This window comes from Mesorhizobium kowhaii, assembly GCF_042431665.1.
GTDB lineage: Bacteria > Pseudomonadota > Alphaproteobacteria > Rhizobiales > Rhizobiaceae > Mesorhizobium > Mesorhizobium kowhaii.
On the sequence record NZ_JBHLYT010000081.1, the window covers coordinates 1 to 17,727 of the forward strand.

The 17,727-nt window shown below is 59.2% G+C and carries 11 protein-coding genes and 4 pseudogenes; 9 read left to right on the forward strand and 6 right to left on the reverse strand.

Annotation, left to right across the window (positions count from 1 at the left end; genetic code table 11):
* Window positions 1–2,346: site-specific integrase (locus ACFFNA_RS34310; RefSeq protein WP_378924334.1), on the reverse strand; the 2,346-nt coding region annotated here is incomplete at its 3' end.
* A 216-nt stretch (window positions 2,347–2,562) separates the two neighbouring features.
* On the opposite strand from ACFFNA_RS34310, the pseudogene ACFFNA_RS34315 reads away from it, so the two are divergent.
* Window positions 2,563–2,911: pseudogene (locus tag ACFFNA_RS34315) on the forward strand (DDE-type integrase/transposase/recombinase); the annotation flags it as partial.
* Window positions 2,912–3,007: 96 nt separating this feature from the next.
* On the opposite strand, the gene ACFFNA_RS34320 reads toward ACFFNA_RS34315, so the two are convergent.
* From ACFFNA_RS34320 to ACFFNA_RS34330, 3 genes and pseudogenes are all read right to left on the reverse strand, one after another.
* A complete protein-coding gene (locus ACFFNA_RS34320) occupies window positions 3,008–3,874 on the reverse strand; it encodes a host specificity protein (protein ID WP_378924336.1) in 867 nt (288 codons plus the stop codon).
* Between the two features lie 247 nt (window positions 3,875–4,121).
* Window positions 4,122–4,466, reverse strand: a pseudogene (locus tag ACFFNA_RS34325) (class I SAM-dependent methyltransferase); the annotation flags it as partial.
* A 21-nt stretch (window positions 4,467–4,487) separates the two neighbouring features.
* Window positions 4,488–6,896, reverse strand: coding sequence for a T3SS effector XopP-like protein (locus tag ACFFNA_RS34330; RefSeq protein WP_378924338.1), 2,409 nt, complete (start codon window positions 6,894–6,896; stop codon window positions 4,488–4,490).
* A gap of 1,477 nt (window positions 6,897–8,373) precedes the next feature.
* Here ACFFNA_RS34330 and ACFFNA_RS34335 point away from each other — a divergent pair.
* The 5 genes and pseudogenes from ACFFNA_RS34335 to ACFFNA_RS34355 form a co-directional block, all read left to right on the forward strand.
* Window positions 8,374–8,715: an ArsR family transcriptional regulator gene (locus ACFFNA_RS34335; protein WP_378924345.1), complete on the forward strand. Its 342-nt coding sequence runs from the start codon at window positions 8,374–8,376 to the stop codon at window positions 8,713–8,715.
* 39 nt (window positions 8,716–8,754) lie between these two features.
* The gene (gene glyA, locus ACFFNA_RS34340; protein WP_378924340.1) at window positions 8,755–10,092 is read left to right on the forward strand and encodes a serine hydroxymethyltransferase; all 1,338 of its coding nucleotides are present in this window, start codon (window positions 8,755–8,757) and stop codon (window positions 10,090–10,092) included.
* 58 nt (window positions 10,093–10,150) lie between these two features.
* Window positions 10,151–11,326 (forward strand): methionine adenosyltransferase, encoded by a 1,176-nt coding sequence (gene metK, locus ACFFNA_RS34345; RefSeq protein ID WP_095085167.1) that lies wholly within the window; start codon window positions 10,151–10,153, stop codon window positions 11,324–11,326.
* Between the two features lie 104 nt (window positions 11,327–11,430).
* The gene (locus tag ACFFNA_RS34350) at window positions 11,431–12,423 is read left to right on the forward strand and encodes an adenosine kinase (RefSeq protein WP_378924342.1); all 993 of its coding nucleotides are present in this window, start codon (window positions 11,431–11,433) and stop codon (window positions 12,421–12,423) included.
* Window positions 12,424–12,663: 240 nt separating this feature from the next.
* Window positions 12,664–12,974 (forward strand): annotated as a pseudogene (locus ACFFNA_RS34355) (Ros/MucR family transcriptional regulator); the annotation flags it as partial.
* Between the two features lie 66 nt (window positions 12,975–13,040).
* On the opposite strand, the gene ACFFNA_RS34360 reads toward ACFFNA_RS34355, so the two are convergent.
* Entirely contained in the window at window positions 13,041–14,087 is a 1,047-nt protein-coding gene (locus ACFFNA_RS34360) for a YopT-type cysteine protease domain-containing protein (RefSeq protein WP_245331118.1), read from the reverse strand.
* Window positions 14,088–14,226: 139 nt separating this feature from the next.
* Here ACFFNA_RS34360 and ACFFNA_RS34365 point away from each other — a divergent pair.
* Window positions 14,227–14,343 (forward strand): annotated as a pseudogene (locus ACFFNA_RS34365) (MucR family transcriptional regulator); the annotation flags it as partial.
* 230 nt (window positions 14,344–14,573) lie between these two features.
* On the opposite strand, the gene ACFFNA_RS34370 reads toward ACFFNA_RS34365, so the two are convergent.
* A complete protein-coding gene (locus tag ACFFNA_RS34370; RefSeq protein ID WP_378924343.1) occupies window positions 14,574–15,434 on the reverse strand; it encodes a MurR/RpiR family transcriptional regulator in 861 nt (286 codons plus the stop codon).
* A gap of 760 nt (window positions 15,435–16,194) precedes the next feature.
* Here ACFFNA_RS34370 and ACFFNA_RS34375 point away from each other — a divergent pair.
* Window positions 16,195–17,286, forward strand: coding sequence for an IS5 family transposase (locus ACFFNA_RS34375; protein ID WP_378924344.1), 1,092 nt, complete (start codon window positions 16,195–16,197; stop codon window positions 17,284–17,286).
* A complete protein-coding gene (locus ACFFNA_RS34380) occupies window positions 17,283–17,627 on the forward strand; it encodes a hypothetical protein (protein WP_095081501.1) in 345 nt (114 codons plus the stop codon). Before ACFFNA_RS34375 ends, ACFFNA_RS34380 begins: the two co-directional genes overlap by 4 nt.
* Window positions 17,628–17,727: the final 100 nt, after the last annotated feature.

Below are 17,727 nucleotides of genomic sequence, written 5' to 3' on the forward strand. Positions count from 1 at the left end.
TTCGTCTCGTCCGGCCTGCGGGCCTTCCGGCGTCGGCCACTCATTTAGGTCAAAGTCTGACGGCATCCGCGGCGACCAGGTCGAGCTCGACACAGCCGTTTCGTGCCGTCCGGCCTGCGGGCCTTCCGGCGTCGGCCACTCATTTAGGTCAAAGTCTGACGGCACTCGCGGCGACCAGGTCGAGCTCGACACAGCCGTTTCGTGCCGTCCGGCCTGCGGGCCTTCCGGCGTCGGCCACTCATTTAGATCAAAGTCTGACGGCAACCGCGGCGACCAGGTCGAGCTCGACACAGCCGTTTCGTGCCGTCCGGCCTGCGGGCCTCCCGGCGTTGGCCACTCACTTGGGTCAAAGCCGGACGGGACGTGCGGCGACCACGATGGGCTCGACCCTGCAAGCCGGGGTTCCCGACTCGGCTGCTCAGGGAAGGCCACACCCAGCGCTCTGTTTGCCTCGACGACTCGTAGGTACTGCCCAAGCTTCTTGAGGTTCAAGCCAGTTCTTCCTGTGGCTTTGGTGAAGTCCCGATAATCTGCGTTCAACGACCGTCGCTGCCGTTCAGTGCCGTTGATTCGGCTTACTATGCTCTCCCTACCCGTACTTTGGAGCCAATCACTAAAGCTACGTTGGTACGAAGCAGTATTCTGGATAGTTTTTTTTCTATTTTGGGACGCCGGGTCGGATCCGAGCTTGCTCAGATCGTCGCTGACCAGGCCATCAATGATGCTGACGTCGTCAGTATAGGCATTTCCTAAGTATTTTCTAAGCTTATCGAACGATGCGGTCCGATTTGTTGTTTTAACGTAGTTCTTGTAATCCGCGTCCAGCGACGCTTTCTGCCGAGAATTGCCGCTGATTCGGCTCATTATACTACCCCTGCTCTCCCTTTGGAGCCAATCGCTAAACGAACGTAGCTTGGAAGCCATGGTTGAGGCGGGGGCCTTCTTTGCGCGAGTCGCGTCGGGTCCCAGATTGGCCCAGGCTTCGTCTTGTAGGCCATCGATGGTGGGGGCGTCCTCCGGATAAGGGTGCAATATTTCGCGCCCCATCAGGCGGGGTCCGGCACCGACTGCTTGGAGCCCCTCAGCTCCGAGCCTCCGGAGGTGAGACAGTGCCGCGTCGAGCCGGTCACGATGGTCCCCACCAGTTGCGGTGTACTCCTCGATGTCGAGGGCTAGTGACTTTGGCTCGTTAAAAGCCCGAGTAGTCAGTGGACCCTTGTTCTCTTTTAGGAGCCAACGAGCAAACGCCCTAAGAGCCTGCACATTGCTCTTGATGGTAGGCGCGGGAACCCTTCCGGCCCTTCGACCGCTGCCGCCATTGTAGGCTTTGACTGCTTCCTCGAACTGTCGGATCATCCGCTTGTCCTGGGGATGCATCGGTTGGTCTTGCGTGTCCACCCACGCGGGGGCGGATATGGGATTTCCGGCCCGGAAACGCTGGAGCACGTCCAATGCTCCACCCAAATGATTCCTGCTATTGGCGCTCGCCACTTTCGCAAAGTCATCCTTTTTGGCTTTCAGCAGATCAGCGTCGCCAAGTAGCTTTTCCAGTGTCACGCCTTCGGGTTGAAGGAATTCGCTAAACATTCTGAGAGCGGTCACGTAGTTATCAATGGTTTTAGGCTTGCGGTTCTCGCCGACCAACGCCACCTTGAATTCTTCAATGAGGCTCAGGTCCGCATCGGACTGGCGGCTCCGCTTGGCAAAATCCATGCGAGGCTCTGAATGGATCACGTACGACAGTGAGTCGCCGGACGACTTTTCGTGACGACTGCCCCCGAAGGCTTTGCCGAGCCCTGATTTAATACGAGAAAACAGTCCACGGCTCTTGCTATCCTTCGTCCGCGCCGCAAGCCGCGCTTCCGATGGTGCTGCGTAGCGCGTGCTACTGAATGGCCTGTCACGCAAGTCAGACTGCGAGGCCTTCGCAGCCGAGCCAAGGTGAACGCGAGGAATATCGACGCTGTACCGTGTACTGCTGACCGAATTGTCCAGTAGGCTGGAATGCGGCGGCATCCGCATCGAACCGCCGACGTTAGTGCGCTGGATACTTCCATGCGCCACTGCGGATCGAGTGTCGGGCGAACCAGCATCCCCGGAGCTCTCGTCAGGGGAACTGAGCTGCAAGTCGCTCAATTGCCGCTCAAAGCTCGCTTGGCCAGCAGGCTTATTGTCCGACTTTTGCCTCGCCCGCTGCTGCTCTTGCAAGGCAGCGTACTGGTGCATCCAAGCGTTGGTATTGAATGGATCGTGATTGGATTCCATGCCACTCTCCTTGATGAGATAGAACTGCCGCGTCAGATGGGATAGAATTGCCGCTTCGAAGACCTTGCGATGGTCAAACATCCATGTCTTAGCAGCGCTAGCTTTCGACGAGCTGACCACCTCCTACGGGGGCCTGTCGCGACGATCCGGGTAGCCGACAATTCGCAGATCGCCATGCCGCCTTCAGACTTTGTAAGCCTTGTGAAGTCCGAAGAGACGCGCAAGCTGGTCGATTTGGTCGTCGACAGGGATACGTTGCAACGTTTTGTTACTCGTGAGCGGCAAGGCCGATCACATCACAACACCATCCACCGCTTGACCGCTCGTTTCGCGCCGCTATTGCTGGAGCGCTTCCACCGCAGCAAGCGCAGCGTGACCGGCAAATGGCATGTCGACGAGATCTCCACCAAGGTCCGTGGCCAGCGGATGTATCTCTATCGCGCCATCGACAATGTCGGCGATACCGGCGAATTCTATTTCGGCGAGCAGCGCTGGAGCGTCGTGGCCGACCGGACCGCATCGACATCGACGGTAGCCAGACCAATCGGGAGGCGATCGTTTCCTGCGACACCACAATCGCTTGCAGGATCGCTCCCGGCGCCGGCTGAAGCCGATCCGGATCGGCCGGAGCCAGTGTTTGACGGATGTATGGACAAGGGCCGTTCTGCTCCAATGTCCTGGGGGGGGTGCTCTCGAGCGCACAAAAAGGACAAAGCAACCACCGGTGATTCGCTCTCTTTCATTACCGATCCTGGTTCAAATTGAGATTTTTGAAATACCAAGACGGGTCATCATCGGACGAGTTTGTCTCAAAGCTTGCTTCGCTGGAATTGGCCCCAATGCTTACTTCGCTATCGGCATCATAGCCCTCGGCATTGGACAGATATAGAGGAGGTTTGTCAGCCCGCTGCCATTCACCGTCACTATTCTTCGCCCATTTTTCGGGATGCTGTGTAGGATCAAGTATCCACCGATTGTCACCCACGTGAACAAAGCCCATTTGGTCTAGGCGGGCTTCATTTTCCGTCGCGGCAGGTCGTGACATGACCAGCGCCTGATTGCCGTCGAGCCGAAGTTGATGTTCAAGCAAAATATCGCCTGCATTGTCGGCTAGCGGATGAGTAACCCGAAGGTCTACGACGGATGTGATCCGATCTTTCCCAGGAAACTGTTCCCGCCACGATTCTCCTTCGATGCTAAATCCGCCTTCTGTTCTTAAGATCCCAACGCTTTTTTTGCCTAGCTGATAACTAAAGTATCGCGCCTCTTCCGTATCATCGTGGGTACCACCGCAGAGCCTTGCAACCATTACCGTGCGCGCGGCTTTTGAGGACACGAAATCCGTGTACTCTTGCGGATTGTCCGCGATTTGTTTGATTTCATCGCCGTAAAATTCCCTCACTTTCCTACCGAATGAAGACCTGTCGATCTCGACGATAGGAGGCTGGGAAACGAGCGCGTATGGCCGTGCGGGCGCTGAAGACGAACTAGCATGGAGATCAGGCGCCATGCTTGCAATTGTTTCCCCAAAGCTATCACTGTCGTTAGACGGCGTTGTTTCGTTAGCTTCGCAGGCGCTTGTAGATGAGCCACTGATTCGACTGTACATGGCAATTCGTTTCCCTTTTTGGCATGAATCTTTGGAAGTGAGCTTGGGGCGTTGGGTTGCGCTCGAAAAGATACTCGAACGAGCTGACAGTGAGCTGATCCGCACGTAAGAGTCGTTGCCGCGCGGCGACGCGCTGTTTGATCTGCACGTTCTCATCCAATTCCTGGGCCTTCAGCATCTCGCGCAGCGCATCGCGGAGCGGAACAGCTTGCGGATTGATGCTGCCGGCTCGATGCCGGCATCAGCCTCGGAAACTATCTTCGGGCAGTCGAACGGCAACGACGAGATTGGTCGACCTCGCAATACGCTCTCGCGCTCGGCTATCGATCTTGTCCATGATGTCGAATACGTCATGAACACTGCGAACCCGCCCGGCTTCAAGAGATCGATCGAGCGCGATGCAGTAGTCATGAAGACGCAAACCCATCGAGCGATAGGCGCGCTCGCATCGTACCGCGCGATCGTATAAGGGCGGACCAATGGGGATCGAAACTCGCCGGCAGCTTGGTGCGGGCGAAGTCGCCGGTGAGGATGCGCGCGGCTGCCGCAGCCGGACGACGCGTGCGATCACCGGATCGAGCTCGATCCCGGTGGCACCGCGAGAGGTCCCCACCTATATCCAGCGTCGAGCAGCCCGCACCGACCGGTGCTCCGCCTCGGCAAGCGGGTGGTGTGGCTGGCCGCCAGGCACTGTGGTCAACAAGGACTTACAGAACGCAGGGGTGAGCTTGCCGCGGTGGATCACGACGTTCTCGTGACCGATCGCAGCCCGGGCGTCCTGCCACTGCCGATTGTGGCCGCGCTGTTCATTGGACTTGACGTGGCAAGCGGCGAAGTCGGCGTCATCCAGCATCGCCAACTGCCCTGCAAATACCGGTTGCTGTGTATGGATGTGCACCCACATCGGCCTCGGCATTGCACCATTGCGCAGCGCCTTGGGCTGCAGCCTGATCTCGAACAGTGTCCCTGGCTCGTCCCTCAACGCGCGTGGTCGATCGGCAGGCGTCAACTCGTTGGCCTCCCGCAAGTGTTCAAGGTACTTTTGTGACGGAAAGGCGTAGGTCTTCATGCATTCGATCGAAGTAGAGGCCTTTTCCTCGGTCAAAGCCTTGGCCAGTCCCCGCGCTTCGGACAACATCCCCTTGAGCTGGACTGTTTTGTCGTGCACTTCGACCACTTGCGCAGGCGTGAATAGGCCGCGTCGACGAGGTTCCTCCAACGCAGCCAGACAGGCCTGCATCTCGGTGGCCTGCGTCTGCAGGCGCTCGACCACGGTGTCCACGGCGTGGTCGGAGTCCTCGGGTTTCATCTGGCGCGCTCGCGAGACGGTCCGTTGCTGACTAGCCAGATCGAACTGCAAAAGTTCGTCCAACCGCGTGAGTCGTCCCGTCAGGGCCGCCCTCGACGCCGGGGTCTGCCAGATCGCCAAATGTGCAGCCGCCGACGACGCACTTGCATGCGCCTCCTTTGCGCTCACGAGCTTCTTCGTACCTAGATCCGAGCGCACGAGAACCTTGGTTGCTGGCGCCGTGACGCTGCCGCCGGCAGCGACTTGCGGCCGCCCGGTAGCCGAGCTGCCGGCGCCAGCGGCCTGCTTGCTCTTGCCTTTCCCCTTCCTGCGCGATGCAGAGCCTTCGGCCACTGCAGCCTTGCCGTCGGCCGGTATCGCAGCGCCGGCGTCAGCCCACGGTGTAATGACGGCTGAGGTATTCGGCTGCAGTGCCAGCAAGTGCATAACCTCGTGCGCAGTGATCCAAGCGTCGTCCACGATCTGGCCCAACAGTTGCAATGGGAGGTCGGCACCTGTTCGGCCATCGCTTAGCTTGGCAACGATGTCGTCTTGCAACGCCAATGCAAATTCCGAAAGCCGCTCCATGACGCCTTCCAGAACGGCACAGTGCTCTGCGTCGAGTGGGCGCCCATTGCTCTTCAGAACAGCGTCGGACGTAGAGAGGAATGCCGGAAAAACGTCACCGACGAAGGTTCCCAGCAGACGCACCCGTCCCTTCTCATCCATGAGGATGTCCCTCACGGCTGGTTCGAACGTGCTCGCCAGCGGCTCAATCTTGACCTGCGCGAGAGAGATCCGCGATTGCACCAGCGTGACCTTGTTATTCACTAGCCAGCCGGTGTGCAGCCGCAGGGCGGCCTGTTCGACCTGTCGGATCTCGGTAGTTGCACTTGGTAAGTTGACAGTGGCCGCGCAGACGGACCGCATCCGTTCGCAGCGCCATGTCTTCTTTTCCCACCACTCCATGCTGAGCACATGGGGCTGCGCTAGACTGGAAACCGATCGGCTCAGCTGGTCGCCGGTAGCGCTGGCTTGGAGCCCCCTGAGCAGGGCGGTCGTACGCTCCTTGCTCTGTTCCAAGGCGTAGATAGTCGGTCTGCCCAGTTGGTCGCATTGGTCCGCCGCATCGAGCACAGTGGAGCGGACTTGACGCGCTTCATCGTCGGACAGAATGCTCCGCGCCACAGCCTGTGGCAGGCTCGCGTAGTAGTCCAGAACTGCTGAGCCTGCATTGACCACCCGATCGATCAGCTCTTGCGCCTCCTCCAGGTTCCGGGCCTTCATGGCCGCATTGCGGCAAGCCTCCAGTTCCTCCTGCAGGCCGTCCACTCGTTGCTTTGCCGCGTTGATTTCTTCGCCTCTCAAGGAAATGGGGACTGCCACATCCCAGGTTGGCGGCTGGCTGGCTCCAGCCTCGGACATTGAAGGATAACCGCGGCGGCGCGCAGTGACAGCCCGCCTCGTAGTGGCTGTATGTGGGCTTCGATGCGCGCCAACGGAGGGACCGGAAGGCCCATCGCCAAGGACATCATCGGCACCGGGCGGAACGCGAGCGAAGGATGTGCCGCTATCTTGAGGTCCAGAGCGCATTTGCTCTACGACGGAATCGAACGATTGGCTGCCTTCCCCAGGGGCAAGATTTGATTGCGAGCGTGAACTGCTCGATGCCCATGTGCTGTCGGTTCCAGCATTGCCCATGCGCGATCTTCCGGGTCGGCCAATGCCCGTCATATTCCATCTCCGATGGTGTTGGGGCTGATCTCGGTCAGCCGTGGTGTTTCAGAACTTCGGCGTATAAGTGCGATCGCCCAGATGAAACGTGGCATGAGGTGTGAAGACCAGCAGCATGGCCGTCGACCGTCGCGGTCAGCCCGGGGCCGGACGGCGCGGCCTACATCCTGGCCAAGCTCACCTTAGCAGTAGCGGCCAGGACTCGCAGCGATCGCCTCATGCCGCACGTCGACGCGATCTGGCGTCGCAGATCTTCTGGAAACATGCCAGGATCGAGCCCGTCAGACCAAACCACGAAAGCCAAAATCTGACATGCTTTCCTTCCTCCAATTGTTGCCCAAGGCTCCTATTAGGAGGTCTAACTTTCGAGAAGCTGACGACTCCAAGAGCCAATGATGGCGACATTGATTGGCCCTATGGGCGGTGCATCCTGCGTCCGAGCATCCCTGCCCGGCAGGATCAGCAGAGCTTGCGAGTACTGCGCAGGATTCACAGGTCTGAACGCGAAAGGCGACAAGGGGAGCAGCTCTCGCTCGGTTGCGAGTTCGCCTTCTCTTGCTGGTACCTTTTCTTGCCCGGCACCGCCTAAAACGCCCCTGCGGTTCAGGCCGGCGCGACCCAAACTATTGCTTTATGGTCGTCGTCCCAAAACCACTGCGGTCTTTGGCGGATATGCATTAGCCAATAAAAAACCGGCCTCAGCGTGCTTCTGATGCCGGCCATTCAGGTCTTGGGATCGTCGCACCCGATTTCCAGGGAAACCGAGTTGGTTCGATCCGACGCTGACCCGTAGTTGGAGGGCTGGGGGTTTACGAGCCGGTGCCGGACCGAACCGTCTCAGGCAACGCCGACTGTCTCGTTGGAGATTGAGGCGGCGGCGCAGCTAAATTCCGGCGACAATGCGTCAAAGCATCACCAATTCCAACAGCCACTTCGCAAACGTGACTGGATGTTTCCGAAATAGCGGTGCCGGCTCTCGTAGCCGGCCTTGGTGCCGAGCGAAGGGTCGAGCATGCCGGATCACGGTGGCGGGACGCAGGACGCAAACCATCCGCAATATTGATCCGTCTGCATGAGCCGGCCACGCGCGCGCCGCGATTATAGCCGTGCGCGTCGGCCAGCGCGAACTCGACCAGATCCTCAGGCCTACGAACGTATGGCAGCAGTCGTTGCAACAAATCCTTCAAAGAAATTCGTAGAGTCTTTGCAACTCCACCCCCCCGCGAATGGTACGCATGTCGCATGATGGAAGTGGGGATCAAATCATGGTGCTGCATGCTCTCCGAGGGCCGAACAGCATGCATCTCGGTTTTGAAGGCAGGTCAATAAAAGCCCCCACCTTGGTTGCGGCCCAACGTGTAAACCTTGGTCCAAGAAGCTATTGGTTTCGGAAGCTGTAGCATCTTCGGAGACGCCAAATGACGAAGTCAGCAGGACCAGTGCCGCAATTTTTGATGTGGCTTGATGCTTACCAATGATGACACTAGTCAATCGCCTGAGGACGGCAGCGCATCTTGATCGACTTCGAATCCTTGGCCTTTGCGCACACGCGAGCCTAACGGTTTGCGAGCTAGCGAAAGTTCTGGGGTTGCGGCGCGAGCTTGTTGGACGACACGTCCGGCGGCTCGCCAAGGCTGACTTTCTTTGCTGCAACGAACAACGTCGGGGGTCTTCGTACCATCTCAAAGCGGGAGGCAGGGACGGCGGGCTGGTTCAATTGTTGATTGATCTCCTGCCCCACGACGATGGCTATCATAAACGAGACCTGCAACGCCTCGAAGAGATACGAGATGCGCGGTCCAAGGAGACCGCCTGCTAGCCGTGAGAAGGATCAATCCAATTGGAACGGGAAACTGCCATGGAAAATTCCGCTGCCAGTGCAAGCGCGCCGCTCGACACCTACGGACGGTCTCCCCTGGCCGCGGTTGATTCCCGCGTTCACGAACTGCTTCAAAAACAGGTGCGGCAGGAGCGTACGACGCTCAAACTCATCGCATCGGAGAACTTTGCCTCCTCGGCGGTGCTGGAAGCGACCGGCTCGATTTTCACCAACAAATACGCTGAAGGGTACCCTGGTGCGCGCTATTACACGGGAAACGAGATCGTCGATGAGCTGGAGAACCTCGCTATCGAGCGCCTGAAGGCGCTATTCGGCTGTGAGCACGCTAACGTCCAGCCTTATTCCGGCTCGCCGGCCAACCAGGCCATCTATCGAGCACTTTTGAGCCCTGGGGATAAGGTCATGGGCTTGCCCCTCCCCGAGGGAGGCCATCTCACGCATGGTTGGTCGGTCAACTTCTCCGGCAGTGATTATCAACGCGTCCCCTATGGCCTGCACGAAAACACGCAGCAAATTGATTATGACGGCTTGCGCGACACGGCCAAACGGGAACGGCCGAAACTCATTTGGGTCGGCGCAACTGCTTATCCGCGTGTCTTTGACTACGCGGCAATGGCCGAGATCGCTTTGGAGGTGAACTCCTATCTGGCGGCCGACATCGCACACATCAGTGGCCTGATTGTCGCCGGAGCCCACCCGAATCCTGTCGGCCATTGCGACGTCGTCGGCAGCACGTCCCACAAGTCGATACGCGGTCCACGCGGTGGGTTCATTTTGTCAAGGAATGAAGACCGCCATCAGGCGCTCCATCATCCGAAGAACAAACACAATCTCGCCAAACGCATAGATCGCGCGGTGTTCCCTCTCCTGCAAGGCGGGCCCCATATCAATATCATCGCCGGGCTAGCTGTCGCTTTGGAGGAAGCCTCTCACCCGGCTTTCCGTGTCTACGGTCAGCAGATCGTCAAGAATGCCAAGGCTCTGGCCGAGGCGCTTCTGGAGCGAGGTTATGAGCTGGTCACCGGCGGGACCGACAATCACATGCTGATCCTTGATCTTCGGGATCGACCATTGTCAGGCAAAGCCTATGCCGAGCGACTGGCAAAGGCGGGCATCATTACGAACTTCAATATGGTGCCGGGCGACCCGCGAGACCCGGCGGTCACAAGTGGTATCCGCTTAGGCACACCAGCAGTGACGTCCATGGGCATGCGCCAGGGAGAAATGGTGCAGATCGCCGCTTTCATCGACCTGATCTGCCGCGAGCCCGCCGACCCAGATGTTCATGCCTCGGTGCGAAAAGACGTTGCCGACTTCTGCGCTGCCTTCGATGTCCCTGGTATCACCGACCGATAAGACGGCCGAATCCAGCGCACTCCCATACAACTCCAGCACCCAGAAGCGAGGGCATTCCATGACCAGGCAATTCGTGTTCACTTCCGAATCCGTCGGCGCGGGACATCCAGATAAGATGGCCGACAACATCTCGGATTCCATCCTCGATGCAATCCTGCGTAACGACCCCAAGGCGCGCGTGGCCTGTGAAGCATTGGTCAAGACCGGAATGGTCGTTCTGGCTGGCGAGATCACCAGCAGTGCGCAGATCGATTACAGCCAAGTTGCCCGCGATACGATACTCGATATTGGATACGACGACGATGCCATCGGCTTTGATGGTCGGCGTTGCGCCGTCGTTCTGGCTCTCACCGAGCAGTCGCCCGACATTAGCCAGGGCGTTGACAAGGGTCGAGGACAGGATCTCGAGCAGGGGGCGGGGGATCAGGGCCTCATGTTCGGGTACGCATGCAACGAGACCGATACATTGATGCCTTTGCCGATCCAACTCGCTCACCATTTGACGAAAAGGCAGGCAGAGGTCCGGAAAACGGGACAGCTTAGCTGGTTGCGTCCGGACGTAAAATCTCAAGTGTCCGTGCGCTATGAAGGTTTGCGCCCGGTGGCGCTGGATACCATAGTCCTGTCGACGCAGCATGACGAGGTGGTCTCACAAGAAACAGTAAGAGAAGGCGTCATTGAGGAGATCATAAAGCCGGTTTTGCCGCCCCACCTGGATACGACGGGGCTCAGGTTCCTGGTCAATCCAACGGGCCGGTTCGTGATTGGTGGGCCGCGCGGCGACTGCGGGCTCACCGGACGCAAGATCATCGTCGATTCCTACGGCGGGATGGGGCGCCACGGCGGCGGCGCCTTTTCGGGCAAGGACCCATCCAAGGTTGACCGGTCAGCTGCCTATGCGGCGCGGTACGTTGCGAAGAATATCGTAGCTAGCGGACTTGCGCAGGTGTGTGAGGTGCAGCTTGCCTACGCCATCGGCGTGGCCGCGCCGGTGTCTATTCACGTCAACACCTTCGGGACCGCAAGGATCGATGAAAAGCGGATCGAGCGCCTTATTCCCGAGTTATTCGATCTGCAACCGAAAGGCATTATCAAGATGCTTGATCTCCTACGCCCGATATACCGCAAGACCGCGACGTACGGGCACTTCGGCCGTGAAGAGCCCGAGTTCACCTGGGAGAGGACGGACAGAGCCGACGACTTGCTGCGTGAGGCAGGACCTGCAGCAGCTTGAGGGCCGACGCTGGATCAAGCGCATGCGGCACCCATTCCAACTCGCTAGACCCGCGCCCGACCGGCATGGCAAGAAGCCGGCTGGGTTTTTTGGCGGAGACATTGATGCCGGATTATGACGTGCTCTGCATCGGCAATGCCATTGTCGACATCATCGCCCAGTGCGACGAGGAATTCCTCGAGACCAACGGCATCATCAAGGGCGCGATGAACCTCATCGACACCCAGCGCGCCGAACTGCTCTACAGCCGCATGGGCCCGGCCATCGAAGCGTCCGGCGGCAGCGCCGGCAACACGGCGGCCGGCGTCGCCAGCTTCGGTGGCCGCGTCGCCTTCTTCGGCAAGGTTTCGAACGATGCGCTGGGCCAAATCTACGAGCACGACATCCATGCGCAGGGCGTCGCCTTCGACACCAAGCCGCTCAAGGGCGAGCCGCCGACGGCGCGCTCGATGATCTTCGTCACCCCCGACGGCGAGCGCTCGATGAACACCTATCTCGGCGCCGCCATCGAACTCGGGCCGGAGGATGTCGAGGCGGACAAGGCTTCCGGCGCCAAGGTCACCTATTTCGAGGGTTATCTGTGGGACCCGCCGCGGGCCAAGGAAGCGATCCGGCAGACGGCGAAGCTGGCGCACTCGGCAGGCCGCGAAGTGTCCATGACACTCTCGGATTCGTTCTGCGTCGACCGCTACCGCGACGAGTTCCTCGAACTGATGCGCTCGGGCACCGTCGACATCGTCTTTGCCAACAGCCACGAGATCAAGTCGCTCTACCAGACATCGTCGTTCGACGAGGCGCTGGCGCAGATTCGCAAGGATTGCCGGATCGCCGCCGTGACCCGCTCGGAAAAAGGCTCGGTCATCGTGCGCGGCGACGAGACCGTGCTCATCCAGGCGACCGCGATCAAGGAACTGGTCGACACGACAGGCGCCGGCGACCTCTATGCCGCCGGTTTCCTGCACGGCTACACACAAGGCCGCGACCTCAAGGCCTGCGGCGATCTCGGCTCGCTGGCGGCCGGGTTGGTGATCCAGCAGATCGGTCCGCGACCGCGGCAGAATTTGCGCCGGCAGGCCGAGCAGGCGAGCTTGCTTTAGGTGGACATTTCAAGGAGGAGCTGCCTGCTTCGTCCTTGAGCAGGCTCGCCCGCCGTGAATGAAATGCCCAAACGCAAGTGACTACTCCTCAAGTGTTTAGCAGGCTAAAGCTTCTCTCCCAACGCGACTATCGATGCCATGACGACAGATAGCAGCTTCTTCAGTTCCACATCCCTCCGAGACGCACGATCCCCTGACACCATCTTCCGTCATAGCTCTTTAAGCCGCCCGGAGAGTTTCATGACAGAACAAGCCGACAAAAACATCGACAACCTCATCGAGCTCACCGCCGATGTCGTCTCAGCGTATGTCTCCAACCAATCCGGTCCCGGTGGGGGATCTCCCTGCCCTGATCGGCTAAGTGCACGCAGCCCTGAGGGGCACGGCCGCAAGCCTCTCGGCAGAAGAGCCGGTTACCCTCAAGCCTGCTGTGCGGATCAGGAAGTCGGTGACACCGGACTACATTTTCTCCCTTGAGGAACGGGAAGAAATTCAAATCGCTAAAGCGCCATCTGTCGACCCATTACAGGCTGACGCCGGATGAACATCGCGGCGATCGGGCCGTGTTCCGCACAGTGACGAAGGTGATATCCAGCCGTCGAAAAGTTCGGCCCGACTCAGTACATCCTTTGTGTGGTGACTGTCGACAAATGCTGCCCGTTTGGGTTCCTGTAACGATTGGTGAGGCTTTGGAACAATGAAGCCATCTCGCGTGATCCAACAGTAAATTCTCCATAATTAGGATCGAAGAGCGTGGTCATTCCATTCGACGCCGTGGTCGCAATTGTGTGTGCACCACCTTGGGCGAAATACAGGCTCAGCAAATGGGTCGATCCGTCTTCGGTGATTTTGTCAAGCATGCGCGAGAAGCTCGAAGGCTCGCCGAATTTGTGTTTCTTCTCTTTTCCGGATGGTGCCAATCCCGCCTCCTGCAACACGGTGTTTTGTGCCTGAAGGTCGGCCTGAGAAGATCCTGCACCCTCGCTTCGCAATACATCCTTGAGGTCCTGATACTGCTGCTGCCGCACAGCCGCTGAGGCATGCCTTTCCGATCCAGGTATTAGCGCATTCATTCGGGCTGACGCGCTGTTGTTGCGATTGAGTAGCCACTCCGCAGTCAGCCCAACGCAGATGCCGTTTTCATTCGCCTGGCTCAATTCGGCCGTCCTGTATTCGAACACGGAGGTGCTCGGCCTCGCCGGAGAAGATGTACTGGCGCTCGTGGTGGAGGAGTTTGAACTGTGAAAAGTTGCATCCGATGTGTGTGGCTTGCTGGCGCAGAGCCCCATTTTGTTGGGCAACGCCTCAGGTGGCAGCGTCCTCCACGGCGCGAGATTTTGCTTGGTATCCGTTGCTGGCGATGTGGGATTCACCAAAGACGGTGGGACTTTGGGATAGCCGTCACGGTCACGTAGCTCCTTAGCATATTTGACCCGCTGATCGCTATCGAGCATAGAAATCGTTTGACCAAAGGGCTTAAGCCCCCCAGAGGGATTATGGCGCTCCATAGTGAGGGGATTTACGGCACCGGCTTGCGGAGCCTTGTTTAGGTGCAGTTCAAAGTCCCCTTGCCCAGCTTGGAACGCTTGCTCCTGGTGCGTCATGGCGTAGGACGCTGCGAAATTTGGATCCAAGGGAAGATCGAGATTGCGAAATGGGTCCATGTTGCCCTCCGAACGGGGTTGGGTTGACTAGCCTTGGCGCTCTGATGTTATCCGGCTTAGCTTTCGAGAAGCTGACGAGCACTCTTAAGGTTTCACATGAGCATTGCCAGGCGCAGTGTTCTTCCGAGGAGACTGCCGTGCGCCAAATTACGCCGCGGCATGCTCGGCATTGGCCAAGACGGTGGGGGTCGGCCGCAAACCGAAACAGCCGGAAATGCCTGAGCCGGCGCCGGCGAAGCGGACCCTCGCGGCTTAATTTCATTGTCTGGACTTTTTTCGAAGCGCGCAGCTGCCACCGGCATGATCTGCGCAGAATATGAAAGGCGGGATTAGCCGCGCTATTTGCGCGGCGTTTGCCGAGGCGTCTACCCTTTTGCGGCTGGATTAGGAGCTTGGAAGGCGTTGTCGGACGAACCATCTGGACGACCTCCGGAAAATCACTGTTGCCGGCAGCCTGGCTGGCGCCATGCCCGTTCGATCCAGATGCTATCGGCGAGGCTTCCAATAAATGCCGAAAGCGGCAAGCCGCTCTTCCGATTGTTTTACCCGCTCTGCGGCATCCGTTTCGGACCGCCCGGCCGTCAGTGCCGCCAGAAGCTCGACGGCGGCGAACGCCGGCGCCATGCTTCGGAAGAACGACTGCGAATTCGACGTAACGATGATGGTTTCCCGCGCGATCCGGGCCAGCGGTGACACGCTGCTGTCGGTGATTGCCACCACGCCGACCCCCTGCCGAGCCGACTGGCGCGCCACGTCGACCGTCGTACGTTCATAAGGCGACATGCCTACAGCCAGAAGCACGTCGCCACGTCCGGCGTGCTGAAGGACATCCAGACCCTGTCGGCCCATCTCGCTGACAAGCGTCACCTTGCGGTCACCGCCAACCACAAACGACATCATGTGAACGAAGTGGCTCGCGACCGGATGAGCGGAGCGCGAGCCGAGGCCGAACAGATTGCGTGATCTTGCAAGCAGGTCGGCGGCGGCGATGAACTGCATGGCATTGCCGTATTCACCGAGGCTTGAAATCTGGGCCGCGAGCGTGTCGGCAATGACCCCGACAGTCGAACATCCCAGAGCGCCATCGTTTTCGACGCCCTGTCGCGCCGGCTGACCGGCGATTGTCTCACGCAGCGCCCGCGCGTAAAGGCTGCGCATATCCTCGTAGCCGTCAAGGCCAAGCCATCGCGCCAGCCGCATCATGGTGATATGCGAAACGCCGGCCTGGTTCGCCTGCTCGCGCATCGACATCAGCGCGACATCCTTAGGATGGTCGAGCACGAAACGCGCAGCGACCCGCAGCTGCGGCGGCATATTCTCGAACTGTTCGACCAACAGCTCGGCCAAAGGACCCTTTTCCAATCTGAAATACCTCATTCGCCCAATTGCATATCTCTAGAAACAATTGGAACTTGTAGTGCCCTTAAGTATCGCAGCGTTCCGGCACTTTGCCGACGCAGGGGTCGATTCCGCTAATGCGCACGGTAATACCTTGCTGACAGCCGCGCACCGAACTCGAGAGCACGATCCCGGCTGCGAACGCAATCTGCGGCGTTGCCGCTACGCCGGCCTCGCCATGACCGGAATGTCGCCCGTCCACATATCGCCCTAGCACGGCTGGCGCGAGATTTGGATCGAATGGATCGAGCTTGCGAACTCGTGATTACCCCTTCAAATAGCGGTAGGTTGGTTAGCTAGCGGTAGGTTGGTTAGCTAGCGGTAGGTTGGCTAGCCTTTCGCGTTCGCATGCTATTCGGCTCAGCTTTCGAGAAGCTGACGAGTCCTCTTGAGGAATTCCAAAAGCAAATTGCCTCGCCATATGTCTTCAACAGCGCGTTGCGGCACGTTTTGGCGCTCTATAACTGGACCATCCGAATGCAGCTGGTCGACATGCGCAACTCCTGCAGTCCAATCCGCGCGCGGAAGATGGGTGCGCCGCCGCCGGGATTACTCCACGGAGCAGATCCGGCAAATTGCGGCCCACATCTTCTATCCCGTGTTTGAGGCGCCGCCTGAAATAGATCACCTAGCAGGCTGTTGAAAAAGCCCCTCGCGGCCGGATTGGGATCGTGATTCACTGTCACCGAAGGAACTCGGAGACTGAATCGTGCGCGGTGGCGACAATCGAACTGGCGAACTGTTCAGCTATGTGGACCTCGAGGCGCGGGTTCGGCGGGATCATCCGCTTCGGACGATCCGTGCGATCGTGAACGAGGCACTGTCGGCGCTGGAGCGAGAATTCGCGGCGCTGTATTCGCCGATCGGGCGACCATCGATCCCGCCGGAGAAGTTGCTTCGGGCTATGCTGCTACAGGCGTTCTATTCGATCCGTTCGGAGCGTCTGCTGATGGAGCGGCTGGAATACGATCTTCTATTCCGCTGGTTCGTCGGCATCGGTGTTGACGACGCGGCGTGGGACCATTCGGTGTTCTCGAAGAACCGCGACCGGCTGCTCGAAGGCGATATCGCGGCGAAGTTTCTGAACGCGGTCTTGGCACGGCCCAAGGTGAAGAAGCTTCTCTCCACGGATCACTTCTCAGTCGATGGCACGCTGATCGAGGCTTGGGCCTCGATCAAGAGCTTCAAGCCGAAAGACGGCCCGGATGAGCCGCCGTCGGGTGGCGGCGGGCGCAATGAGGAGGCGGACTTCCACGGCCAGAAGCGGTCGAACGAGACGCATGCCTCGACGACCGATCCCGATGCGAGGCTCTACCGCAAGGGCAAAGGCAAGGAAGCCAAGCTCAGCTTCATGGGGCATGGGTTGATGGAGAACCGCCATGGTTTGCTGGTCGATGCCTGCCTGACGCCGGCTGACGGGCATGCCGAACGGGTGGCGGCGCTGCACATGATCGAGCCGCATGCCGACCGGCCGCGAGCAATCACGCTCGGTGGCGACAAGGGCTATGATGCGCAGGACTTCATCAACGAACTGCGCTCGATGAAGGTGACCCCGCACGTGGCGCAAAACACGAACGGGCGCCGTTCCTCTATCGATCGCCGCACGACCCGGCACGGCGGCTACGCCGTCAGCCAGCGCATCCGCAAACGGATCGAAGAGGCGTTCGGCTGGATAAAGGTCGTCGCAGGTCAGCAGAAGACGAAGTACCGTGGCCGAGATCGCGTCGGATGGGCCTTCATCTTCGCTGCAGCCGCCTACAATCTGGTGCGGTTGCCAAAGCTGCTGGCGGCGCCGACATGACCGCGCCTGCTGGCTGCCAATTGATCGGCCGCTGGCGCATCGTCGAGGCCGATCTGTGGGATCGCGGCTATCTCAACCTCGGCGGACCCGCCACGATCACCATCAGGGCCGACAATAGTGGTGAGATCGCCTTTGGCGCTCTGCAAGCCGGCCTCGATCTGAGCTACAGCCCCTCGACGGTCTGCTTCACGTGGGCCGGCTTCGACGAAATGGACGAAGCCACAGGTGATGGCTCCGCCGAACTGCTCGACGACGGCTCCATCGAGATCGCATTCGCCTATCACAATGGCGATGAGGCCATCCTCAAAGCCAAGCGCGACACTTCTTCAACAGCCTGCTAGTCTTACTGCGTCATAAATTTGGATATTTCGGCTTCGACTGAGCGCAGCAGGGACATCGCATCAATCTGCGGGCGAGTGCGACGGTCAGTTTTCTATGCAG

What these genes read in the sequence shown, in the direction of transcription:
- ACFFNA_RS34320 (WP_378924336.1), bottom strand. Translation starts at nt 3,874, where the DNA reads ATGTACAGTCGAATCAGTGGCTCATCTACAAGCGCCTGCGAAGCTAAC.
- ACFFNA_RS34330 (WP_378924338.1), bottom strand. Translation starts at nt 6,896, where the DNA reads ATGACGGGCATTGGCCGACCCGGAAGATCGCGCATGGGCAATGCTGGA.
- ACFFNA_RS34335 (WP_378924345.1), top strand. Translation starts at nt 8,374, where the DNA reads ATGACACTAGTCAATCGCCTGAGGACGGCAGCGCATCTTGATCGACTT.
- glyA (WP_378924340.1), top strand. Translation starts at nt 8,755, where the DNA reads ATGGAAAATTCCGCTGCCAGTGCAAGCGCGCCGCTCGACACCTACGGA.
- metK (WP_095085167.1), top strand. Translation starts at nt 10,151, where the DNA reads ATGACCAGGCAATTCGTGTTCACTTCCGAATCCGTCGGCGCGGGACAT.
- ACFFNA_RS34350 (WP_378924342.1), top strand. Translation starts at nt 11,431, where the DNA reads ATGCCGGATTATGACGTGCTCTGCATCGGCAATGCCATTGTCGACATC.
- ACFFNA_RS34360 (WP_245331118.1), bottom strand. Translation starts at nt 14,087, where the DNA reads ATGGACCCATTTCGCAATCTCGATCTTCCCTTGGATCCAAATTTCGCA.
- ACFFNA_RS34380 (WP_095081501.1), top strand. Translation starts at nt 17,283, where the DNA reads ATGACCGCGCCTGCTGGCTGCCAATTGATCGGCCGCTGGCGCATCGTC.